The sequence below is a fragment of the Aliiglaciecola sp. NS0011-25 genome (assembly GCF_040370605.1).
GTDB lineage: Bacteria > Pseudomonadota > Gammaproteobacteria > Enterobacterales > Alteromonadaceae > Aliiglaciecola > Aliiglaciecola lipolytica_A.
The window spans coordinates 35423-52448 of sequence record NZ_BAABWR010000028.1 but is presented as its reverse complement, the minus strand read 5'-3'; the positions used below and the strand labels follow the sequence as shown (position 1 = coordinate 52448).

Sequence of the window (17026 nt, the reverse complement as noted above, 5' to 3'; positions counted from 1 at the left end):
ATCAAAAATTCTAATTTTCGCACCCATTAAATTGCTCCTAAGGGTTAATTTATCTCGTCAAATCGGTAGGTGACTAGTAATGACTGTCTATTTATTTTGTAATGACTGTCTATTTATTTTTAATTGTTCCAAAGCTTAATGAAACTCGCCAAATCAATAGATGACTAGTAATGACTGTCTATTTATTTTATTTTTTGTTGATGACTGTCTATTTATTTTTGATGACTGTCTATTTATTTTTGATGACTGTCTATTTATTTTTATTTATTTGGAGAAGTGATTCCAACCGCAATAGTGGCGTAGATAACCATACCTACATAGTGCTCTGCTCAGGCTAGATAAATAATTCTGGCCTAGCTTTTCTAACATTTATCTTTCGTTATTGGACTGCGTATTTGAAGTTACCTTAAATTTAAAAGCGCCACTTTAACCCAACAAACCTGATTAACAACACATTAACACTTGATTGAAATCTGTAAATCTGAAAATATTGGCATCTTAGAAATCAGTAATTTATATGGAAATAAAATGTTTCGGTTGTTAATCGTTTTTTTGTCGACTCTACTTCCCTTCGCCGCTCAAGCCACTTACTACAAAGAAGCAATTACTTTTAAGGATTTTAATAAATACAATTCACAACGTCTATTTATGTCGAATGCTCAAAGCAGCAATGGTTTTCCTTTAGATGAGACAAAAATAGTAGAAATCGAAAAAGGAAGTATTTTTTTTGGTTGCGATGAAACAGGCTTAAACCCTTGGGTACTATCAAAGGGAAAACGTACACCAACTCCACTATGGGAAAACACTAAAACCTTTAGTAGTTGCGGTAACCAGCCACATAGTAAATTATATAAAATCAATGAGAATGAAGTTGTATTTATACTGGGTAGTGATTCAACTTACTATATTACCGATGGCACTAAAGAGGGAACTAAAATTTGGGCATTGAACGAAACCATAAATAAGGAAAATTTAATAATAAGTTTTCAGGATATTAAACAACTATCCAATGGTAATTTCGTTTTTGATAGCGATCCATTCGAAGTGGCATTTTACGATTCAGCTGAAAAAGAGTTTTATGAAGTTTCAAAGACATTTTTTCCTTTTTCCGAGCGGGCTAGAGAGGCAATTATTAGCGAAGATAAAGTCATAGTGCTTAGTGATGAACACGTTTACATATCGGATGGGACACGTCAGGGGTTTAAACAACTTGAGTTTATTTCTTTAGATAAAATTAAAAACCTTTTATATAAAACTAAAAATGCGTTTTATTTTTACGAAGCCACTGATGATGCATTTTTACTATATGAGTTTGACCTACTTACTGAAGAATTTACCACTGTTTATGAGGGGCCTTGGATTAGTCTAAAACAACATTTTGGCGTTATAGAAGGAGAACAATCACTTTATTTTATAGCAATGCGAATTCAACAGGAAGGCGAAGGAGCCTGGCCGCTTCTTGATTTATATAAATTTGATACACAAAAATACAGCCTTACTCAGCTTTATGATGACCAACTAAAAACGCCTAAAGAGTTAAAAATTTATAACACGAATAATCATATTTTTATCAACAAAGTAAGTATCGATTCAATTAATGAGTATTTTAGTTTATCGAAAAAAACTGATGATTTAACGACGGTTGAAAACGTCAATATACCTACTAATTACAATCAATCTGGAAATGTTTTTTTAGGTAAATCAGAAAGTAAGGTCTATCTGTTTCCTCGTTTTAATGCCCTTCAAGGCGCGCTTATCACTATTTATGATTCCGAAAATAATACAATAACCAATAAAGAACTGACTACCGCTCCAGACAGAACAACAACATTCATGCACAATAACGAACTCTATCTTGCTCACGATACAGAATCAGCAACTATGCACGCAGGCTACTATGTTTATAACTCACTTAGTGAAGATATCGATTATGCTTTTACGATACACAAAGGGTTAACGAACAGTGGTTCCCGTGACAATAGAGACTTGAAAGCTTTCGATAGCTTTGTATCCGGCAGCGGTAGCTTCGGCAATAACCAATCTTCAGATCCTAACTACAACTATTGGCTGATGAATGAGGAACTATCAATGACTCCGGTGATGAATCAATCGTTAAGTGACGGCATTGAAATTACCTATGATATAACGATTGATTTAGTAATTGACGACAATCTTTTTTTCTCTGTTGGTTCTGAATTGAAAGATAGGAATACCTTTAAGTATAACTTAACTAGTCAACAACTAACTAAACTACATTCGACAATTCAATCCGACGATGATGACAATAAAATTAATCGCGTCATTGGTTTTAAAGACAATACTCTGTATGTGGAAACAAAAAGTCGAAAAGCAGGCTTAGTTAATATCAACGACTCACAAGTAAATTTACTTGAAACACCTGAATCATTTTATATGTTCAGTTGTGCAAATAAATTTTTATATATAAATAGACGGACTGAGCAAATATTCGAAGTTTTATCTTCGAGTGATATAAATAAAATAGCAGATCCCACCTCTTCTTATATTTTCTATGAATTAGGATTAGTGCTTATGCCTCATTCAACTAATCCACAAATATATGATTGTAATACGGAACGTTTTACTCCTTTAGACAAAACAACTGCAGGTAGAGAAATACCTAGAATATCTCCCAGTAGTTCCCTTGAAGTAAATAACGACTTATATTTCCAAAGTACTATTTCAACGCCATACGGTCATGAACTATATAGATACAATTCACAAAATAGAGATATAGATTATATAGGCAAATACGATGGGAGCTTTGATCGACTACATATTAATAGTACGGGGGTTTACTACAGTGAATTTAATTCAGAATCTAACGAAACTGTTATTTTCAAAATGATTAATAACACCTTAACTGAAGTGCAAAGGTATCCAAAAGAAATTAGATTTATTAAAACGCATTCCAAGGATGAAAAAGGTTGGCTTTTCTTTATGGGAACGGAGCTATCTGGCAGTACGAATACTAAGCTTTTCATTTATATGCCAGAACACAACAAAATTGTAGATTTAGATTTGTTCGCTAATGCACCAGTTTCAGAGTCAGAGTATGCACAGATTGGTATAGATCATAACGGTGATTGGGAATACCTCAATGGCTACCATTATATTGATTATCAAACACACTTGATTGGCAATGAGTTATTAATCCTTTCATCTACTTGTCTTGAGCAGTTGGCCATATTTAATAATAACCAGTGCACAAATGGTTTTGCTAACAATTTACCAGAGTCTTATATTACCCACGATGTAGAAGCCGTTGCCAATAAATATATTTATATTCCCACCCGAGCGACAGATTTAGACGGAGATAAACTAGAGTATTCCTTAGTGGGCGCACCTCAATGGTTAACTATTGACAGTCAAAGTGGCGATATCACCGGTTCCGTACCTAGTAATGCAAATACCGAAGATTATGAGATGGAGGTGGTTATCTCTGATGGTGAAGAAACAGTGAAAACCAATCAGTTTTCACTAAAAATTCAAGGTGATGAAAATCAATCGACACCTCCAACAACCACTACTCCCACAATATCTGATGGTGGAGGTGGCGGTGTTATTAGCTGGGTAACCTTTGCATTATTAATACTTTTCAGGGCCAGTAAATCAATGATAAAAACAACAAAAAGCGGGCATGATCTCAAAAACCTAGCAGCCAACTAAGCATTACTTTATTGCTATTCTTTGAGTGAAGTCATTCCAGCCGCAATAGTGGCGTAGATAACCATATGTACAAATTCGATACTTAATAAGTCGGGTTTAGCAAAGTCAGCCTTAACCTGTATGTGCTGACTTTGCCGTTACCCCATCACGAACCACGTAAAATTATTCATTTCTGTTGTAATGCTAATTGCCAATCAAACATAAAGTCTTGGTATACTCCCCACCAACTGCATGAATCGATACACATGCTGAAAGGAAAACTCCCTGTTTTTGTTTGTTCTGCTATTAACAACGTTGTTATGCCTTTAGAAGACTGTCCAGACACATATTGTAATACTATCTAGATAACGCTGACCGACCATACGAACTGAAACCGTGGTATAAGGAATCCAAACGAATTAATTCAATCCTTATACAAGTCAGTGAATGCATCTTCTATTTTGGCACATTTGAACTGGAATCCGCTTTCTTGCAATCGCATTGGAATAACTCTTTGACCATATATCAGTAAATCAGCCATTTCGCCCATTGCGAGTTTTAGTGCAAGCTTTGGAGTAAATAATATGCAAGGGCGATGCAATGCACTGGCGAATGCCTTTGAGAACTGTTTGTTGGTAACGGGCTCAGGGGCAGTAAAATTGTAAATTCCTGTGCAGCCGGCATTATCAATTAGGTGCACTATGCCCCTTACCATATCGTCGATATGAATCCATGACATGTAATGGTCCCCTGCCCCTATTGGTCCACCTAAACCCAATTTGAATGGTAGTTGCATTTTTTCTAAAGCGCCGCCATCTCTAGCCAAAACAATACCTGTTCGCAGCACACATACCCGAGTTTCTTCAGTTTCAATGTCTAAGGCAAGTTTCTCCCAAGTAGCACACAAACTATGACTATATTCCTTATTGGGTTTATCAAAATTTTCGTCAATAATTTGTACGTCTTGACGACCATAAAAGCCAATAGCTGATCCGCTAATGAAGAATTTAGGAGGAGTTTGACTTGCCACACACAATGACCCTAACTTTTTAGTCATTTCCCAGCGACTGTTTTCTAAAATCGTTTTTTGTTCGCAGCTCCAACGTTTATTTACAATAGGTTCGCCAGCTAAGTTAATCACGCCATCGAAGTCGTTCAAATTAGACAAGTGCTCTAAACTCGAAATATACGTTAGCCCACTTCCAAGTTTTTCTTCAGAAATCTTGGGATTTCTTGTTAATATCGTAAGCTGATTTTCAGCCTTGATATGTTTTACGAGCTTTGAACCTATCAGTCCGCTGCCACCTGTAATTAGCAAATTCATCTATTTTCCTTTATTCGTTTGTAAGCAAGTCCATTGGAAACGGATCAATTCTTCTCACCATGCTAGCAACCTACTTGATCCAAGTAGCAACGGCACACAGTTAAAACAAAAGTGAATAATCCAAAGTATAATAGATGGTCAATATTTGGTGGGTTAAAATACCCCCCATTGATGTACAGGAAAGGTTAAGTTGTAGTGAAATTAGAAAAAGCTAAGGGGTTTACCCTAATAGAGTTGATTATTGTAATAGTGATTCTTGGAATTTTGTCTGTGGTGGCAGCTCCCAAATTTATCAATTTGAGTTCGGATGCGAACAAAGCTGTTTTAGAAGGTATGGCAGGAACAGCAAGCGGAGCGGTAAACTTGGTTTATGCTAAAGCAATAATCCAAGGTGTTGTTAACGACGCCGAGGGCAATGTAGATCTTGACGGTGACGGCGTGGACGATATTTCTACAGTTTATGGATTTCCAAGTGCAAACCGAACAACCGGCATTGCTAACGCACTTCAGTTAAATGATGAATGGGCTTATGGTGACACCTTTGGCGGTGGACAATTCTTCGTTTCCCCTTCAAGAATTGTTGGGTTCAGTGGGATTACTAATAATAACATCCCCCTTAGAAGCCCGAATTGTTACCTCACCTATATTCCACCAGCGGGCGCAAACGAACTCCCAACTTATGATTTTGTTACATCTGGATGTTAATAAACTCAATAATGAATTAGATGCTGGAACATTAAAGCTGTTACTTAAAAGCCTTCAATCTTCCAGCAAGATCGTCTAATCCTTGTTTAAAATTTAGGATTTAAACAAAGAGCTTTCAAGGCAGTAAAGAAGATATTTAACCTATCGTCGGTTCTACCCAAGATTTACACTTATTTTTTAGTAAACAGTTAGACAAATTAAGAGATACGCACCTATCTAAAGTGGCTACAGGTAGCAGTAATGCAGGCCAAACATGTGAGATAAGGTGGAATGGTAACTCGGTTAGATGTAAAGAGGCGAGACAGTTTCTGGCTGAAACTCAGCGAGAATTTGAACTTGGCTTTTGACAATAGACTTAGACACTATTTTACTCAAAAAGCAATAAACAGCCAGAATCAATTATTCTATTAAAAGCGATAAAATTAAGTGACTCTAACTCTTTTCATTTCAGCGGCCACCCGGCCACATTCGAAGTAAGATTTGCTCCTTTTCAACCAAGTGGTGCCATAGGCTCGCAAAGACATGAATGACCAGAATCACGCCGCCTGCAACAAGCAAATATCGGTGGGTTTTTCCAAAAAAGGAGTAACCGAACATACTGTTTATGTCTTGGATAGGAAGAATAGGAGGAATTACCCCATCCGTTGTAAAGAACCATATATGTGTTACGCCGTATTCAGCAGAATCCGCTAATACTGATAGCGCTGCCCATCCAGATAGCGGCACCAATAACAAAAGCGCATAAAGTAGTCCGTGTGTTAGTTTTGCTGAGCACTGTTTGAAACGACTAAAACCGGAAGGAAGCTGTGGAACAACCCCCATCAACCGCCAAGCTAATCTAAAAAAGACCAATAACAATAAAACAAAACCATTGGTATGATGAATTTGTGCGATGACGTCATGAAAAGAATTCACGTCTGGGTATTTCAAAGCAAACCCATAAGTTGCTGACATCAAAAAACCTGAAGCAACTTCAACAATGATTAGCAGCAACACTACCCAATGTAATGATTTTGAAACGCTCCCCCATGACGTTATTGTATTTTGTAACATGTTAAGCCTCTATAAAAATAAAATGAAATTCGCAATTATTGATTTGTTGCTCATTACGTGAAGTATTAGAAGGGCTTCATTGGTTTGACGTGCAACTTAAATTGCACTTGATATAACAACTTACCCGAGGTTATATCATCTTTTAAGAGAGAAAAAGTCTATCGTATTTTCGCCAACAGTTATCTTTTTCGTGAAAACTATTCGCGCTGCGCGAACGACTTTCAGATAATCAAAAAAAATGCAGAATTATCTATTAAATAACTCTGCACTTTGTAGCACTTAAAAAAGTTTAAGGTAATTAGTCAATTTCAGTGACGAAATCCTGCTTAGGCCGACGAATTTTCTTCAGGTTTTTAAGCCAGTCGCCCTCTTCTGCACGATAACCCAAAGGCAATAATACTACCGAGCGCAATCCGCGTTCAGTCAAACCTAAAATTTTATCCACTTTTTCAGGTACAAAACCTTCCATAGGAGTACTATCAACTCCCTCTTCAGCGGCAGCAACTAAAGCTGTACCAAGACCGATATATGCTTGGCGAGCTGCGTGTTGAAAATTGATCTCTGGATCTCTTGGCGGATAAGTAGCCAAAATCATTTTACGGTAGTTTTCCCAGCCTTCATTGATAATGCCACGTTCTTCATTGACTAAATCGAACATATGATTAATGCGCTCTTCGGTATAATTGTCCCAGGCCGCAAACACTAAAAGGTGTGAACAGTCAGAGATTTGTGTCTGGTTAAAAGCGTGGGGTACAATTTGATCACGCAAATCTTGATTTTTTACGACAATGACTTCATAGGGTTGCAGACCACTTGAGGTCGCCGTTAAACGTATAGCTTCAAGAATCCGTTCTACTTTATCTTCGGCGACCGCTTTGCTCGCGTCCATCTTTTTTGTTGCATAACGCCAATTTAACTTTTCTACCAAATTCGACATCGGTTACTCCATAATTATTCTACTTGCGAGTCCTAAAAGTGAGGCCGTTTTCGGTAATTTCAATCTATCAGAAGAGGAATTATAGAAGAGTAAAGGTTGAGGATATTATTTTCTTTCGATTAGATGCTATAAACAAGTAAAAAGCCAACCTAATTAAGTTGGCATGAAAGTCATTTTTGAACAGAGTCTTTATAATCAGTTGGGCGAAAATGATAATGGCTGACTAACCGGCATTGGAACTAACAAATTTATTTCCCAATCAACCTTAAACATCAAATCACAACTGCTGTCCCATAGTGGATTTTCATCTTCGATAATAATCTCCCCCTCCAACGTACCTGAAGCTTTTTCCTGTTCACCACTTAAATAGTCTGTGAGACCATTCCGATAACCCAAACTTCCTCTATCATTGTACCATCGGTCGAACTCAACAAAATAAAAGCGAATTTGCGGAGTCGTTGTTCTATGCGGGTTTTCAGGTTCAGTTACGGTAAACACTTGGCTTATTTGACTATCGGGAACTCGATAGGTTGGTATCGCGAAGATGAAATCATCGGACGGATGCCATTCCCACTCTTTTAAAAGCTCACCACCTTCGAACTGGCTGATGGTAAATTCATTAACCCCACCACCGTCGCATTTATTTTTAAGACCTACGGTGAGTTGGTAATAATTGAGTTGATAACTCGGTTCAATTCTTATATCTGCCGCGGTGGAATCGAGCAGACCGTTGAAATCAATGGTTTTAACAACCACTACATAGTCCGTGGGCGCTGGCACCAAGAGCCCTTCAGCGTACATATGTTCCACATAGGTAACATCATATCTATGAAAAAACTCGTAAGTTCCTGCTTGCAAGCCATTATCTCCATCAAATGCAGAGATTTCGAAATGGCTAGCGTAACCCACGTTGAGACGACTTGTCTGTCCATCACCCCATTCAACTTCTATGTGATGAGTTTGCCGATCAGTTACGATAACGGCTCTGCCGACAACACTATCTGATGTGACTGACAGATTCACAATCCTGTGTTTATTGCACTGCTTAGGTTTTAATTTAATTGCGGTTTGATTGAAAATATTGTTGGATACTAATTTATTTACGTCATCTGTAATCATAACTTTTCTGCTCCATGAATAAAAAGTAGTACGCACTTACGAAAATGAAAAAACCTCTTTGGTTTGAAGTAAGCCGACATCAGCATTGACTAAAGTTGCGTTTGCAATTTCTTGCAGCATTAAGTGTAGTCTAAGATAGGGAATAAATAGAGTTGGACTGCTCAACTTCCGCAAATAAGGTCAAAAAACCAATACAGCACTATCCCGTTGCAGAGAATACTCATAGCAGTTAGACTCAAGCTTCCTGCTACCATTTCAATTAATGAAAATTAACTATGAAAATCAAAGCGATATATTTTTTGTTTGGCATTTATTGCAGTGCTGCGGTAAGCGCACCGAGTACAAATACCATCGAGCCAAGCAAAGACGAAGTTATTGACCGGTTTGCCGAACTTGCCCTCGAGTGTGTACATAAAGAATATCCTAATATCATCAAACATATGATGACCAGTGATGAAGATGTAAAAACACCCAAGCGACTTTATCCGGCATTTTATGGTTGTTTTGATTGGCATTCCTCAGTACATGGGCACTGGTTACTGACCCGTATTGCTAGCCAATACCCAGACTCAACTCATTACCAAAGTATAATGGCAAGCCTGGATCAAAGTTTCACCCAACAAAATTTAGCAGCGGAGTTGGCGTATTTCAATCGTGCGGATACGGGCACCAGTTTTGAGCGCCCCTATGGACTTGCTTGGTTTTTGCAGCTAACCACCGAATTGCGTGAATGGGATAATCCAAAAGCCAAACACTGGTTAAATATATTAACTCCTCTAGAAAACAAAATAGTGGCCAACGTAAGCGATTGGTTGCCTAAGCTCTCATTTCCTATCCGTGTTGGCGAGCATAGCCAAACTGCATTTGCGTTCGGGCTCATGTTGGACTGGAGCGCGACGGCCAAAAATAATGAGTTTAGTGAGTTATTGAAGGCGAACATTACCCGTTTATACATCAATGATGTCAATTGTCCCCTAGCGTATGAACCATCAGGACAAGATTTTCTCTCCCCATGCATTGCTGAGGCAGACTTAATGCGACGGGTGTTACCCTCTGAGCAATATGCAAAATGGTTATCGGCGTTTTTGCCCATCATCCCCAACAATGGCAATGCGAAATGGTTAGATGTAGCCACAGTGGTGGATAAAAGTGATGGCAAACTCGCTCACCTAGATGGTTTGAATTTAAGCAGAGCATGGATGTTAGAAGGTATAGCATCTGCTTTAAACGTTGATGATCCTCGCAGAGCGTCTATTCTAAATGCAGCAAAAGCCCATAAAAAATCAGGTATCGACTCAGTCATACACGACATGCATTACATGGGGAGTCACTGGCTAGGGAGTTTCGCGACTTACTTAGAAACCGAACGAGGAATACGTTAGAACAAGGCTTTCAATTTATGAAAGCCTTAATCGTTAAGGTTAACTAACCGCACCAAAGCGTTGCTCTAAGTAACCAATAATATCGTTGCTTTCATACATCCAAGTATCTTTATCGTCTTGTGAAATACGCAAACAAGGTACTTTGGTTTTACCACCTTGTTGTTCAAGTTCAGTTCGAAATTCACTCCCTTTGCTGGCATTGCGCGTTTCAATAGGCAAATTCAAGCGATGCAATGCTCGGCGGGTTTTAATGCAAAAAGGACAAGCAAAAAACTGGTACAAAGCCATAGACTGAATTTCTTGTTCTACTTGTTGCTGAGCTTGCGCGCTGCGCTTTTGTTTTTGTGGACGAGTGATAATGTCAACCAGGGCAATGATGCAGCCCAGAAAATTGCGAACGAAATTGACTAAAAAAGACATAATATATTTACTACCCTTAAAATTGAGGCCGTATTATAAACTCATAACAACATAAATTCCGCTGTGAATTACGAACATTTTCATATTAGCTATGCAGTGATTTTTGGACGATAAATGAAGGTTAAAAGTGGTTGTGATCGTTAGCTTTGTTAATAGTAAAAAGTTAAATTTCTCCTTAGCTAGGATCTGCAAAAATAAGTGTGGTCGGTTAGTATACCGACCACACTTAGGCAATTTCAAAGAACCCAAAACTCGCTGTTATGGGTTAATTTGGGTCTGTTTAAAACTCTGGAGGTTGTGGTGCAGGCAAGTTAGTTTCTTGCATACTGCGAGCTTTAATATCAGCAATATCGCCACCGAAATCAAACAGACTAACATCGCCACGTTCAGCAGCCATTTTAGCGCGTAAATCCGCTGTAGCCTCAACATTAATAGTCAGATCGTCGTTGATTACAACGCCATATCCCAACGCACCTTGAATAGTGACTAGCGAACGATTTATATCGTCTAGCACTAATTGAGGTTCACGAAGAAGTGGGTCTCCCCATCCGCCACCGCCCCACGTATTGAAGTAAAGGATATCTCCTTTTTTCACTTCAATACCTTCACATTTTGCTGGCAAGGTTTCTTCGCTACCATCAGCTCGTTGCAGGAGTTTAGTGGAACGCATTCCAGGCGCACCGCCATTAACACCCCATGGATAGGTTAACCAACGATCGTCATGAATTGCAATTTGGCCATCATTTAGGAAACGATAACCCACTGACAAGCCATTACCACCGCGATGCAAACCTACGCCACCCGAATCAGGTATGGTTTCGTATGCTTCTACCCGCAATGGGAAATAGGCTTCAATGAACTCATTCGGCACGTTGGTGAATCCTGGCCACAATGAGTGTCCATCAGGACCATCTCCAGCAGGGCGTCCAGGAATACCACCAAAACCAATTTGAAACAGTTGGAACCACTCGCCTTTATCATCATATCCAGAATAAAACAAATGGGGAGAGTCTGAGAAGCCTGCGGCATTCATCGCTTCAGGAGCCCCCTGTCCTAACAAACCGCCCATGACATCAAAAATTCTGCCCAATGCATGGGTTCTTCCCGACAATGCTGCCGGATAATTAGGTTTTAATAGGCTGCCTTGAGGAATACGCACATCAACTAGGTCATAAAAACCATCGTTAAATAGAATCTGCGGATCCACTAAGTTAATGGTGAAAGATCCGAAGAACATTTTGAACATATCTTCGTTGAGGTAGAAGTTAATCGAGCTTTTTGCTTGCGGATCAGTACCGTCAAAATCAAATATAGCCTTGTCACCTTCACGCCACATTTTACAACGAATTTTATATGGCCCTTTACCCACGCCGTCATCACATAGGTAATCTTCAAACACCCGAGGTTCTTCAGGTACCAACATATTAATGATGGCAGACATGGCAGTATGGTTACGCTCTAACATCACTTCCATCGTGGAATAAAACACGTCATCGCCAAAACGGTCGGCAATTTCAATCACTCGTTTTGATGCTGTGTTACAGGCAGCTACCAACGCATTTAAATCAAACCGGTTCCACTGCGGGGTACGCACGTTATGCAAAATGAGTTCAAGTATATCGGTTTGCAATACGCCTTTTTTATACAGCTTGGTTGGCGGAATACGTATCCCTTCTTGGAAAATAGACTCGGCTTTAATTGGGATTGAACCTGGCACCATACCACCATTATCAGACATGTGACCAAACATGGCAGACCATGCAATGTGGCGTCCTTCACGGAAAATAGGCACAAGTACTAACCAGTCGGGTAAGTGAGACACCGCAGCGTTACACATGTAAGGGTCGTTAGTGAGTAACACATCGCCCTCTTCCATTTGACCGGTAAATGCTTCCATAAACCCATGGATAAACGAGCCAAACTGACCAACCACCATTTTACCGTCGCGATTAGCGATCATTGGGAAACAGTCGCCTTGTTCACGGATACCTGGGCTCATTGCGGTTCTAAACAGCACGGCATCCATTTCTTCACGGGCATTTTTTAATGCATTTTCAATAATATCGACGGTGACCGTATCTGCATCAACACGTTTAAGAGGAGTGCTATTAGTTTCAATAATTTTATTCATTCTATTCTCCTACTACTTATTGCTGGCGTTAACAGGGTTGATTAATAAGTTACCCACAGAATCTACTGTCGCCACATAACCCGGTAAAATGACAGTTGTCGAATCCATTTCACCTACAATACATGGTCCTGGCACTTCTAAGCCAATCCCCATTTTGCCTCGCTCATAAATCGCAGCTTGATGATATTGCCCTTCAAAATAAATTTTTGAATCGGCAATTTTACAATCCGCTAAACTAGATTTTTGAGTGATTTGTTTGTTTTGAGGCAATGCTGTTGAAGAAGCGGAAACGATAGCTCGCACCATCACAATTTCATGACCTTCATCTAAGGCGAAAGTAAACAACTGTGTATGTTCTTCATCAAATCGGTCGATCAATAGATCCAACCCTTTGGCTTCAAAGTCTGCTTTTGAACATTCAATAGATAATTGGAAAGCTTGACCGGTATAGCGCACATCAGCTTGAAGGGTCACGTCTAAATCGTCTTTACTAATACCGTCAGCAATCAGAGTTGATGCAGCTTTATCGGTTAGCTCTTCAAATAGTGTGGTTAATGACGCCTTATCGGTATCTTTAATTAGCGTAACAAAGGTTTTTGACGCTTCATCTTTTACCACTGTGGTGGCATCACCGTAAGCACATAATACACCTGGACCAGGAGGAATAATGGTTGGCCAAGAATCGGTTAGAATGCCCAGTGCGTTAGCATGAAGGGGACCGGCACCACCAAAGCCAACTAGCGCGAAATCTCTTGGATCAAAACCTTGCTCGACCGAAACTAAACGTAACGCACCGAACATGGCTTCGTTGGCAATGCGGATGATACCTTCAGCGGCTTCTTCAACAGATATCTCCATTGCATCAGCCACTTTTTTAACCGCTGCAACAGCCGCGGACTTATCAATTGCCATTTTTCCGCCAAGTTGCACGTCAGAAGGCAAATACCCCAGCACTACGTTGGCATCACACACTGTTGGCTCCACACCGCCTTTCATATAAGCAGCAGGGCCTGGTTTAGCACCGGCAGACTCTGGACCTACACGTAATGCTTTGGTTAATTCAGGAACAAAGGCTAAAGAGCCGCCCCCAGCACCAACCGTACGCACATCAACCGAAGGAGCTCTTACAACCACATCACCTACTCGTGTTTCCCGTCTAATTCGAGCTTTGGAGTTTTGAATTAGCGCGACATCCGTTGAAGTTCCGCCCATATCAAAGGTCAGAATGTTGTCGTAACCTGCTGCAGAGGCAAAGTGAATAGCACCTGAAACACCACCAGCGGGGCCACTCATCAATAGATTTACTGGGTTATCCGCAGCAGCGTTAGCCGAGGCCAATCCACCATCTGAACGAAGAATCGATAAATGCAGATCTTCACCCATGGTTTTATGCAATGAAGCTTGCAAATTATCAACATATCGAGCCACTTCAGGTCTAACGTAAGAATTCACGACCGTGGTTTCTGTACGCTCATATTCTTGCATTTCTGGCACGATATCACTGGAAATACTAATAGGAACATCAGTAAACACGGTAGCGGCTATTTCTTTAGCGCGTTTTTCGTGGTCACCATTTACGTATGCGTTAATAAAACAAATGGTAAGCGCTTCAACTTCACCAGTAGCTTTTAGTTTACGTAAATCTTCAAGTAATGCATTTTCATCCAACTCAACAGAAGTTGAACCATCAGCATCCATCCTTTCATTTGCTTCAATAGTCAGCTCTAACGGTGCTAATAATGGTTTTTTAACAAAGCTTACCCAACCACCTAATCCGCCAGGACAAAAAGATCGAGCAACTTGCAATACCTGCTTGTATCCGCGGGTTGTGACTAGACCTACTTTGGCACCTTTACCGGTAAGAACGGCATTGGTTGCAACCGTAGTACCGTGCATAACACGGTTTATTTGTTTAGGATCAATACCGGATTCTTCACAAATTCGAGCGATACCGTTTAATACGCCAACTGATGAATCATGTGGTGTAGAGGGAACTTTCGCAGTGTGAGTTTCACCGTTGCTTTCGTTGATTAGCAAAAGGTCTGTAAAAGTACCTCCTACATCAACACCTAATCGATAACTCATAACGTTTTCCTTTTTCAAATTCTTGTTTTAAATATTTTTATTTAAGGTTTTATTATTATTTTTATGCAGGATGCTTTTTACGCAACCACGTCTTTGCATTACCGCCTTTAGCGGTTTCCGTTAACTCTACGGCTAGATCTGAAGCAGCTAATAAGGTTGGCATATCAATACCTGTCTCATAGCCCATTTGCTCGCACATCATTACCACATCTTCTGTTGCCACATTACCACTGGCGCCGGGGGCGAATGGACAACCACCTAAACCAGCAATTGAAGCGTCAAATCTTCTTACGCCTGCGGTTAAAGCGGCGTATACATTAGCTAAGCCCATCGCGCGAGTATCATGAAAATGGCAAGCTATTTTGTCCTCACCAAACTTTTCAATAAGTGGCAGCATCAATTCAACAACGCCTTGAGGATCCGCTGCACCTATAGTGTCAGCAATAACCAAGCGCGACGCGCCCATATTGATTAACTTTTCAGCTAAGTCGATAACTTGCTCAACAGGAATAATGCCTTCAAAAGGACATTCCCAAGCAGTTGCTAAATAAACCTGTAATTCAACATCAGTGCCTTTACCTGCTTCGATAACTTGCTCAATCATGCTCAGAGTTTGCTGGTTATCCATACGAATATTTTTTTCGTTCATGGTGTTCGAAGCAGCCATTACTAAGGACGCCAATTTGATCTGATTTTTTTGCGCCAGCTCAAACCCTTTCATATTGGGAATTAGCGCAGAAAAGTGACAATCTGCTTTTGGCAGTTGTTGACAGATTTCATCGGTTCCAGCCATAGCTGGTACGGCTTTTGGCGATACAAACGCCCCCACTTCAACACCATCTAGGCGCGCATCTGTAAGAACCTGTATAAGTTGCAAGCGTTGTTGCGGAGTTAGCACCTTGGCTTGGTTTTGAATGCCATCACGAGGGCCAACATCGTTAATGTAGACTCGATTACTCATTACCAGCCCCTTTAATTGCACCACTTTGAACAAGTGAATCGATGCGTTCTTGAGACATATGCAGCAACTCTGTCAAAACCGACTGGGTATCTTGACCAAGAACAGGGGCAGGCGAAAAAGACTCCTCATCAGTACGTGAGAATTTGATAGGGTTACCCGGCCCTTTAGTACTTTTTCCATCAGGATGTTTTAACTCAACGACCATGTTGCGATGCAATACTTGCTCATCGCTTAATGCTTGCGACAAGTTATTCACTGGCGCACAAGGAATACGCTTGGCTTCCAACTGTTCAATCCAATAAGCCGAGGTATTTTGACTTAAAATCTCGTTTAATTTTGCATTGATGAAGTCTCTGTCTGCCCATCGACCTGGCTGTCCGTCATATTTGCTGTCGTCAAACTCAGGGCACTTAACCACTTCATTTAGGTTTTTCCAGAAATTGTCAGTGATCACTGCAATAACCACGAAACCATCAGAGGTTTGAAAGGTATTGTAAGGAACATGAACAAAATGCGAATTTCCAATTGGGTATGGGTTCTCACCAGATAAAAAGTGCATGGTGGCCATGTAATTAAGCATTGAAATTTGGCAATCCAGCATGGAAATATCCACATCTTGCCCTTTGCCGCTAGTTGCCCGTTCAATAATGGCTGATTGAATTCCCATTACCGCAAACATGCCACCGCCTAAGTCGCCAATGGGTATACCAGCTCTTACCGGGTTTGTCTGATCGGTGCCAGTGATTGACATACCGCCACCCATAGCTTGAGCAACTTGGTCAAAAGCAGGACGTTTAAATTTAGGGCCGCTGCTACCAAAGCCAGTAATACTGCAAGTGATAATGCGAGGATTAATTTTACTTAGTGTGTTGTAATCAATACCCAGGCGGTCAGGAACGCCAGCGCCAAAGTTGTTCACCACAACATCTGACTCTTTCACTAATTCATAAAAGACTTGTTTGCCTTCTTCACTTTTCAAATCGATACAAATACTTTGTTTATTGCGATTTAATGTAATGTAGTAAGCCCCCATTCCATCTAACGAATTTTTCGGATCGCTGGCTAATAGCTTGCGAGTTCCTTCCCCTTGTAGAGGTTCGACCTTAATCGTTTCTGCACCTAAATCAGCCAATAACATAGCGCAATACGGCCCTGATAACATATGTGTTAGATCGATTACACGTATACCAGAAAGCGGCTTGTTCATTCTTTTCTCCAATGTATTTTTGTGTCCTGAAAGTAG

At 40.1% G+C, this 17026-nt stretch carries 12 protein-coding genes; 3 read left to right on the top strand and 9 right to left on the bottom strand.

Annotated features, from left to right (window positions below):
• Positions 1–528: 528 nt before the first annotated feature.
• Positions 529–3687, top strand: coding sequence for a putative Ig domain-containing protein (locus ABWV72_RS19325; protein ID WP_353372480.1), 3159 nt, complete (start codon positions 529–531; stop codon positions 3685–3687).
• Positions 3688–4090: 403 nt separating this feature from the next.
• On the opposite strand, the gene ABWV72_RS19320 is transcribed toward ABWV72_RS19325, so the two are convergent.
• Positions 4091–4990 carry a TIGR01777 family oxidoreductase gene (locus ABWV72_RS19320; RefSeq protein WP_353372478.1) on the bottom strand — a complete coding sequence of 300 codons (900 nt, stop codon included), beginning with the start codon at positions 4988–4990 and terminating at the stop codon, positions 4091–4093.
• A 195-nt stretch (positions 4991–5185) separates the two neighbouring features.
• Here ABWV72_RS19320 and ABWV72_RS19315 point away from each other — a divergent pair, with 195 nt between their 5' ends.
• Entirely contained in the window at positions 5186–5695 is a 510-nt protein-coding gene (locus ABWV72_RS19315; protein WP_216046378.1) for a prepilin-type N-terminal cleavage/methylation domain-containing protein, read from the top strand.
• Between the two features lie 447 nt (positions 5696–6142).
• Here ABWV72_RS19315 and ABWV72_RS19310 read toward each other — a convergent pair whose 3' ends face one another.
• The 3 genes from ABWV72_RS19310 to ABWV72_RS19300 form a co-directional block, all read right to left on the bottom strand.
• Complete coding sequence (locus ABWV72_RS19310; protein WP_353372476.1) at positions 6143–6748, bottom strand: cytochrome b; 606 nt, start codon at positions 6746–6748, stop codon at positions 6143–6145.
• 298 nt (positions 6749–7046) lie between these two features.
• The gene (locus ABWV72_RS19305) at positions 7047–7685 is read right to left on the bottom strand and encodes an NAD(P)H-dependent oxidoreductase (RefSeq protein ID WP_353372474.1); all 639 of its coding nucleotides are present in this window, start codon (positions 7683–7685) and stop codon (positions 7047–7049) included.
• A gap of 195 nt (positions 7686–7880) precedes the next feature.
• The gene (locus tag ABWV72_RS19300) at positions 7881–8804 is read right to left on the bottom strand and encodes a hypothetical protein (RefSeq protein WP_353372472.1); all 924 of its coding nucleotides are present in this window, start codon (positions 8802–8804) and stop codon (positions 7881–7883) included.
• A 275-nt stretch (positions 8805–9079) separates the two neighbouring features.
• Between ABWV72_RS19300 and ABWV72_RS19295 the strand changes: the two genes are divergently transcribed.
• The gene (locus ABWV72_RS19295) at positions 9080–10186 is read left to right on the top strand and encodes a DUF2891 domain-containing protein (RefSeq protein WP_353372470.1); all 1107 of its coding nucleotides are present in this window, start codon (positions 9080–9082) and stop codon (positions 10184–10186) included.
• 39 nt (positions 10187–10225) lie between these two features.
• On the opposite strand, the gene ABWV72_RS19290 is transcribed toward ABWV72_RS19295, so the two are convergent.
• The 5 genes from ABWV72_RS19290 to ABWV72_RS19270 form a co-directional block, all read right to left on the bottom strand.
• On the bottom strand, positions 10226–10606 hold the full coding sequence (locus tag ABWV72_RS19290; RefSeq protein ID WP_353372468.1) for a glutathione S-transferase N-terminal domain-containing protein: 381 nt from the start codon (positions 10604–10606) through the stop codon (positions 10226–10228).
• Positions 10607–10886: 280 nt separating this feature from the next.
• Positions 10887–12737 carry a hydantoinase B/oxoprolinase family protein gene (locus ABWV72_RS19285; RefSeq protein WP_353372466.1) on the bottom strand — a complete coding sequence of 617 codons (1851 nt, stop codon included), beginning with the start codon at positions 12735–12737 and terminating at the stop codon, positions 10887–10889.
• Between the two features lie 12 nt (positions 12738–12749).
• Complete coding sequence (locus ABWV72_RS19280; protein ID WP_353372464.1) at positions 12750–14822, bottom strand: hydantoinase/oxoprolinase family protein; 2073 nt, start codon at positions 14820–14822, stop codon at positions 12750–12752.
• A gap of 61 nt (positions 14823–14883) precedes the next feature.
• Positions 14884–15783 carry a hydroxymethylglutaryl-CoA lyase gene (locus ABWV72_RS19275; protein ID WP_216046370.1) on the bottom strand — a complete coding sequence of 300 codons (900 nt, stop codon included), beginning with the start codon at positions 15781–15783 and terminating at the stop codon, positions 14884–14886.
• Positions 15776–16990, bottom strand: coding sequence for a CaiB/BaiF CoA transferase family protein (locus tag ABWV72_RS19270; RefSeq protein ID WP_216046369.1), 1215 nt, complete (start codon positions 16988–16990; stop codon positions 15776–15778). Before ABWV72_RS19270 ends, ABWV72_RS19275 begins: the two co-directional genes overlap by 8 nt.
• Positions 16991–17026: the final 36 nt, after the last annotated feature.

What these genes read in the sequence shown, in the direction of transcription:
- ABWV72_RS19325 (WP_353372480.1), top strand. Translation starts at nt 529, where the DNA reads ATGTTTCGGTTGTTAATCGTTTTTTTGTCGACTCTACTTCCCTTCGCC.
- ABWV72_RS19320 (WP_353372478.1), bottom strand. Translation starts at nt 4,990, where the DNA reads ATGAATTTGCTAATTACAGGTGGCAGCGGACTGATAGGTTCAAAGCTC.
- ABWV72_RS19310 (WP_353372476.1), bottom strand. Translation starts at nt 6,748, where the DNA reads ATGTTACAAAATACAATAACGTCATGGGGGAGCGTTTCAAAATCATTA.
- ABWV72_RS19305 (WP_353372474.1), bottom strand. Translation starts at nt 7,685, where the DNA reads ATGTCGAATTTGGTAGAAAAGTTAAATTGGCGTTATGCAACAAAAAAG.
- ABWV72_RS19300 (WP_353372472.1), bottom strand. Translation starts at nt 8,804, where the DNA reads ATGATTACAGATGACGTAAATAAATTAGTATCCAACAATATTTTCAAT.
- ABWV72_RS19295 (WP_353372470.1), top strand. Translation starts at nt 9,080, where the DNA reads ATGAAAATCAAAGCGATATATTTTTTGTTTGGCATTTATTGCAGTGCT.
- ABWV72_RS19290 (WP_353372468.1), bottom strand. Translation starts at nt 10,606, where the DNA reads ATGTCTTTTTTAGTCAATTTCGTTCGCAATTTTCTGGGCTGCATCATT.
- ABWV72_RS19285 (WP_353372466.1), bottom strand. Translation starts at nt 12,737, where the DNA reads ATGAATAAAATTATTGAAACTAATAGCACTCCTCTTAAACGTGTTGAT.
- ABWV72_RS19280 (WP_353372464.1), bottom strand. Translation starts at nt 14,822, where the DNA reads ATGAGTTATCGATTAGGTGTTGATGTAGGAGGTACTTTTACAGACCTT.
- ABWV72_RS19275 (WP_216046370.1), bottom strand. Translation starts at nt 15,783, where the DNA reads ATGAGTAATCGAGTCTACATTAACGATGTTGGCCCTCGTGATGGCATT.
- ABWV72_RS19270 (WP_216046369.1), bottom strand. Translation starts at nt 16,990, where the DNA reads ATGAACAAGCCGCTTTCTGGTATACGTGTAATCGATCTAACACATATG.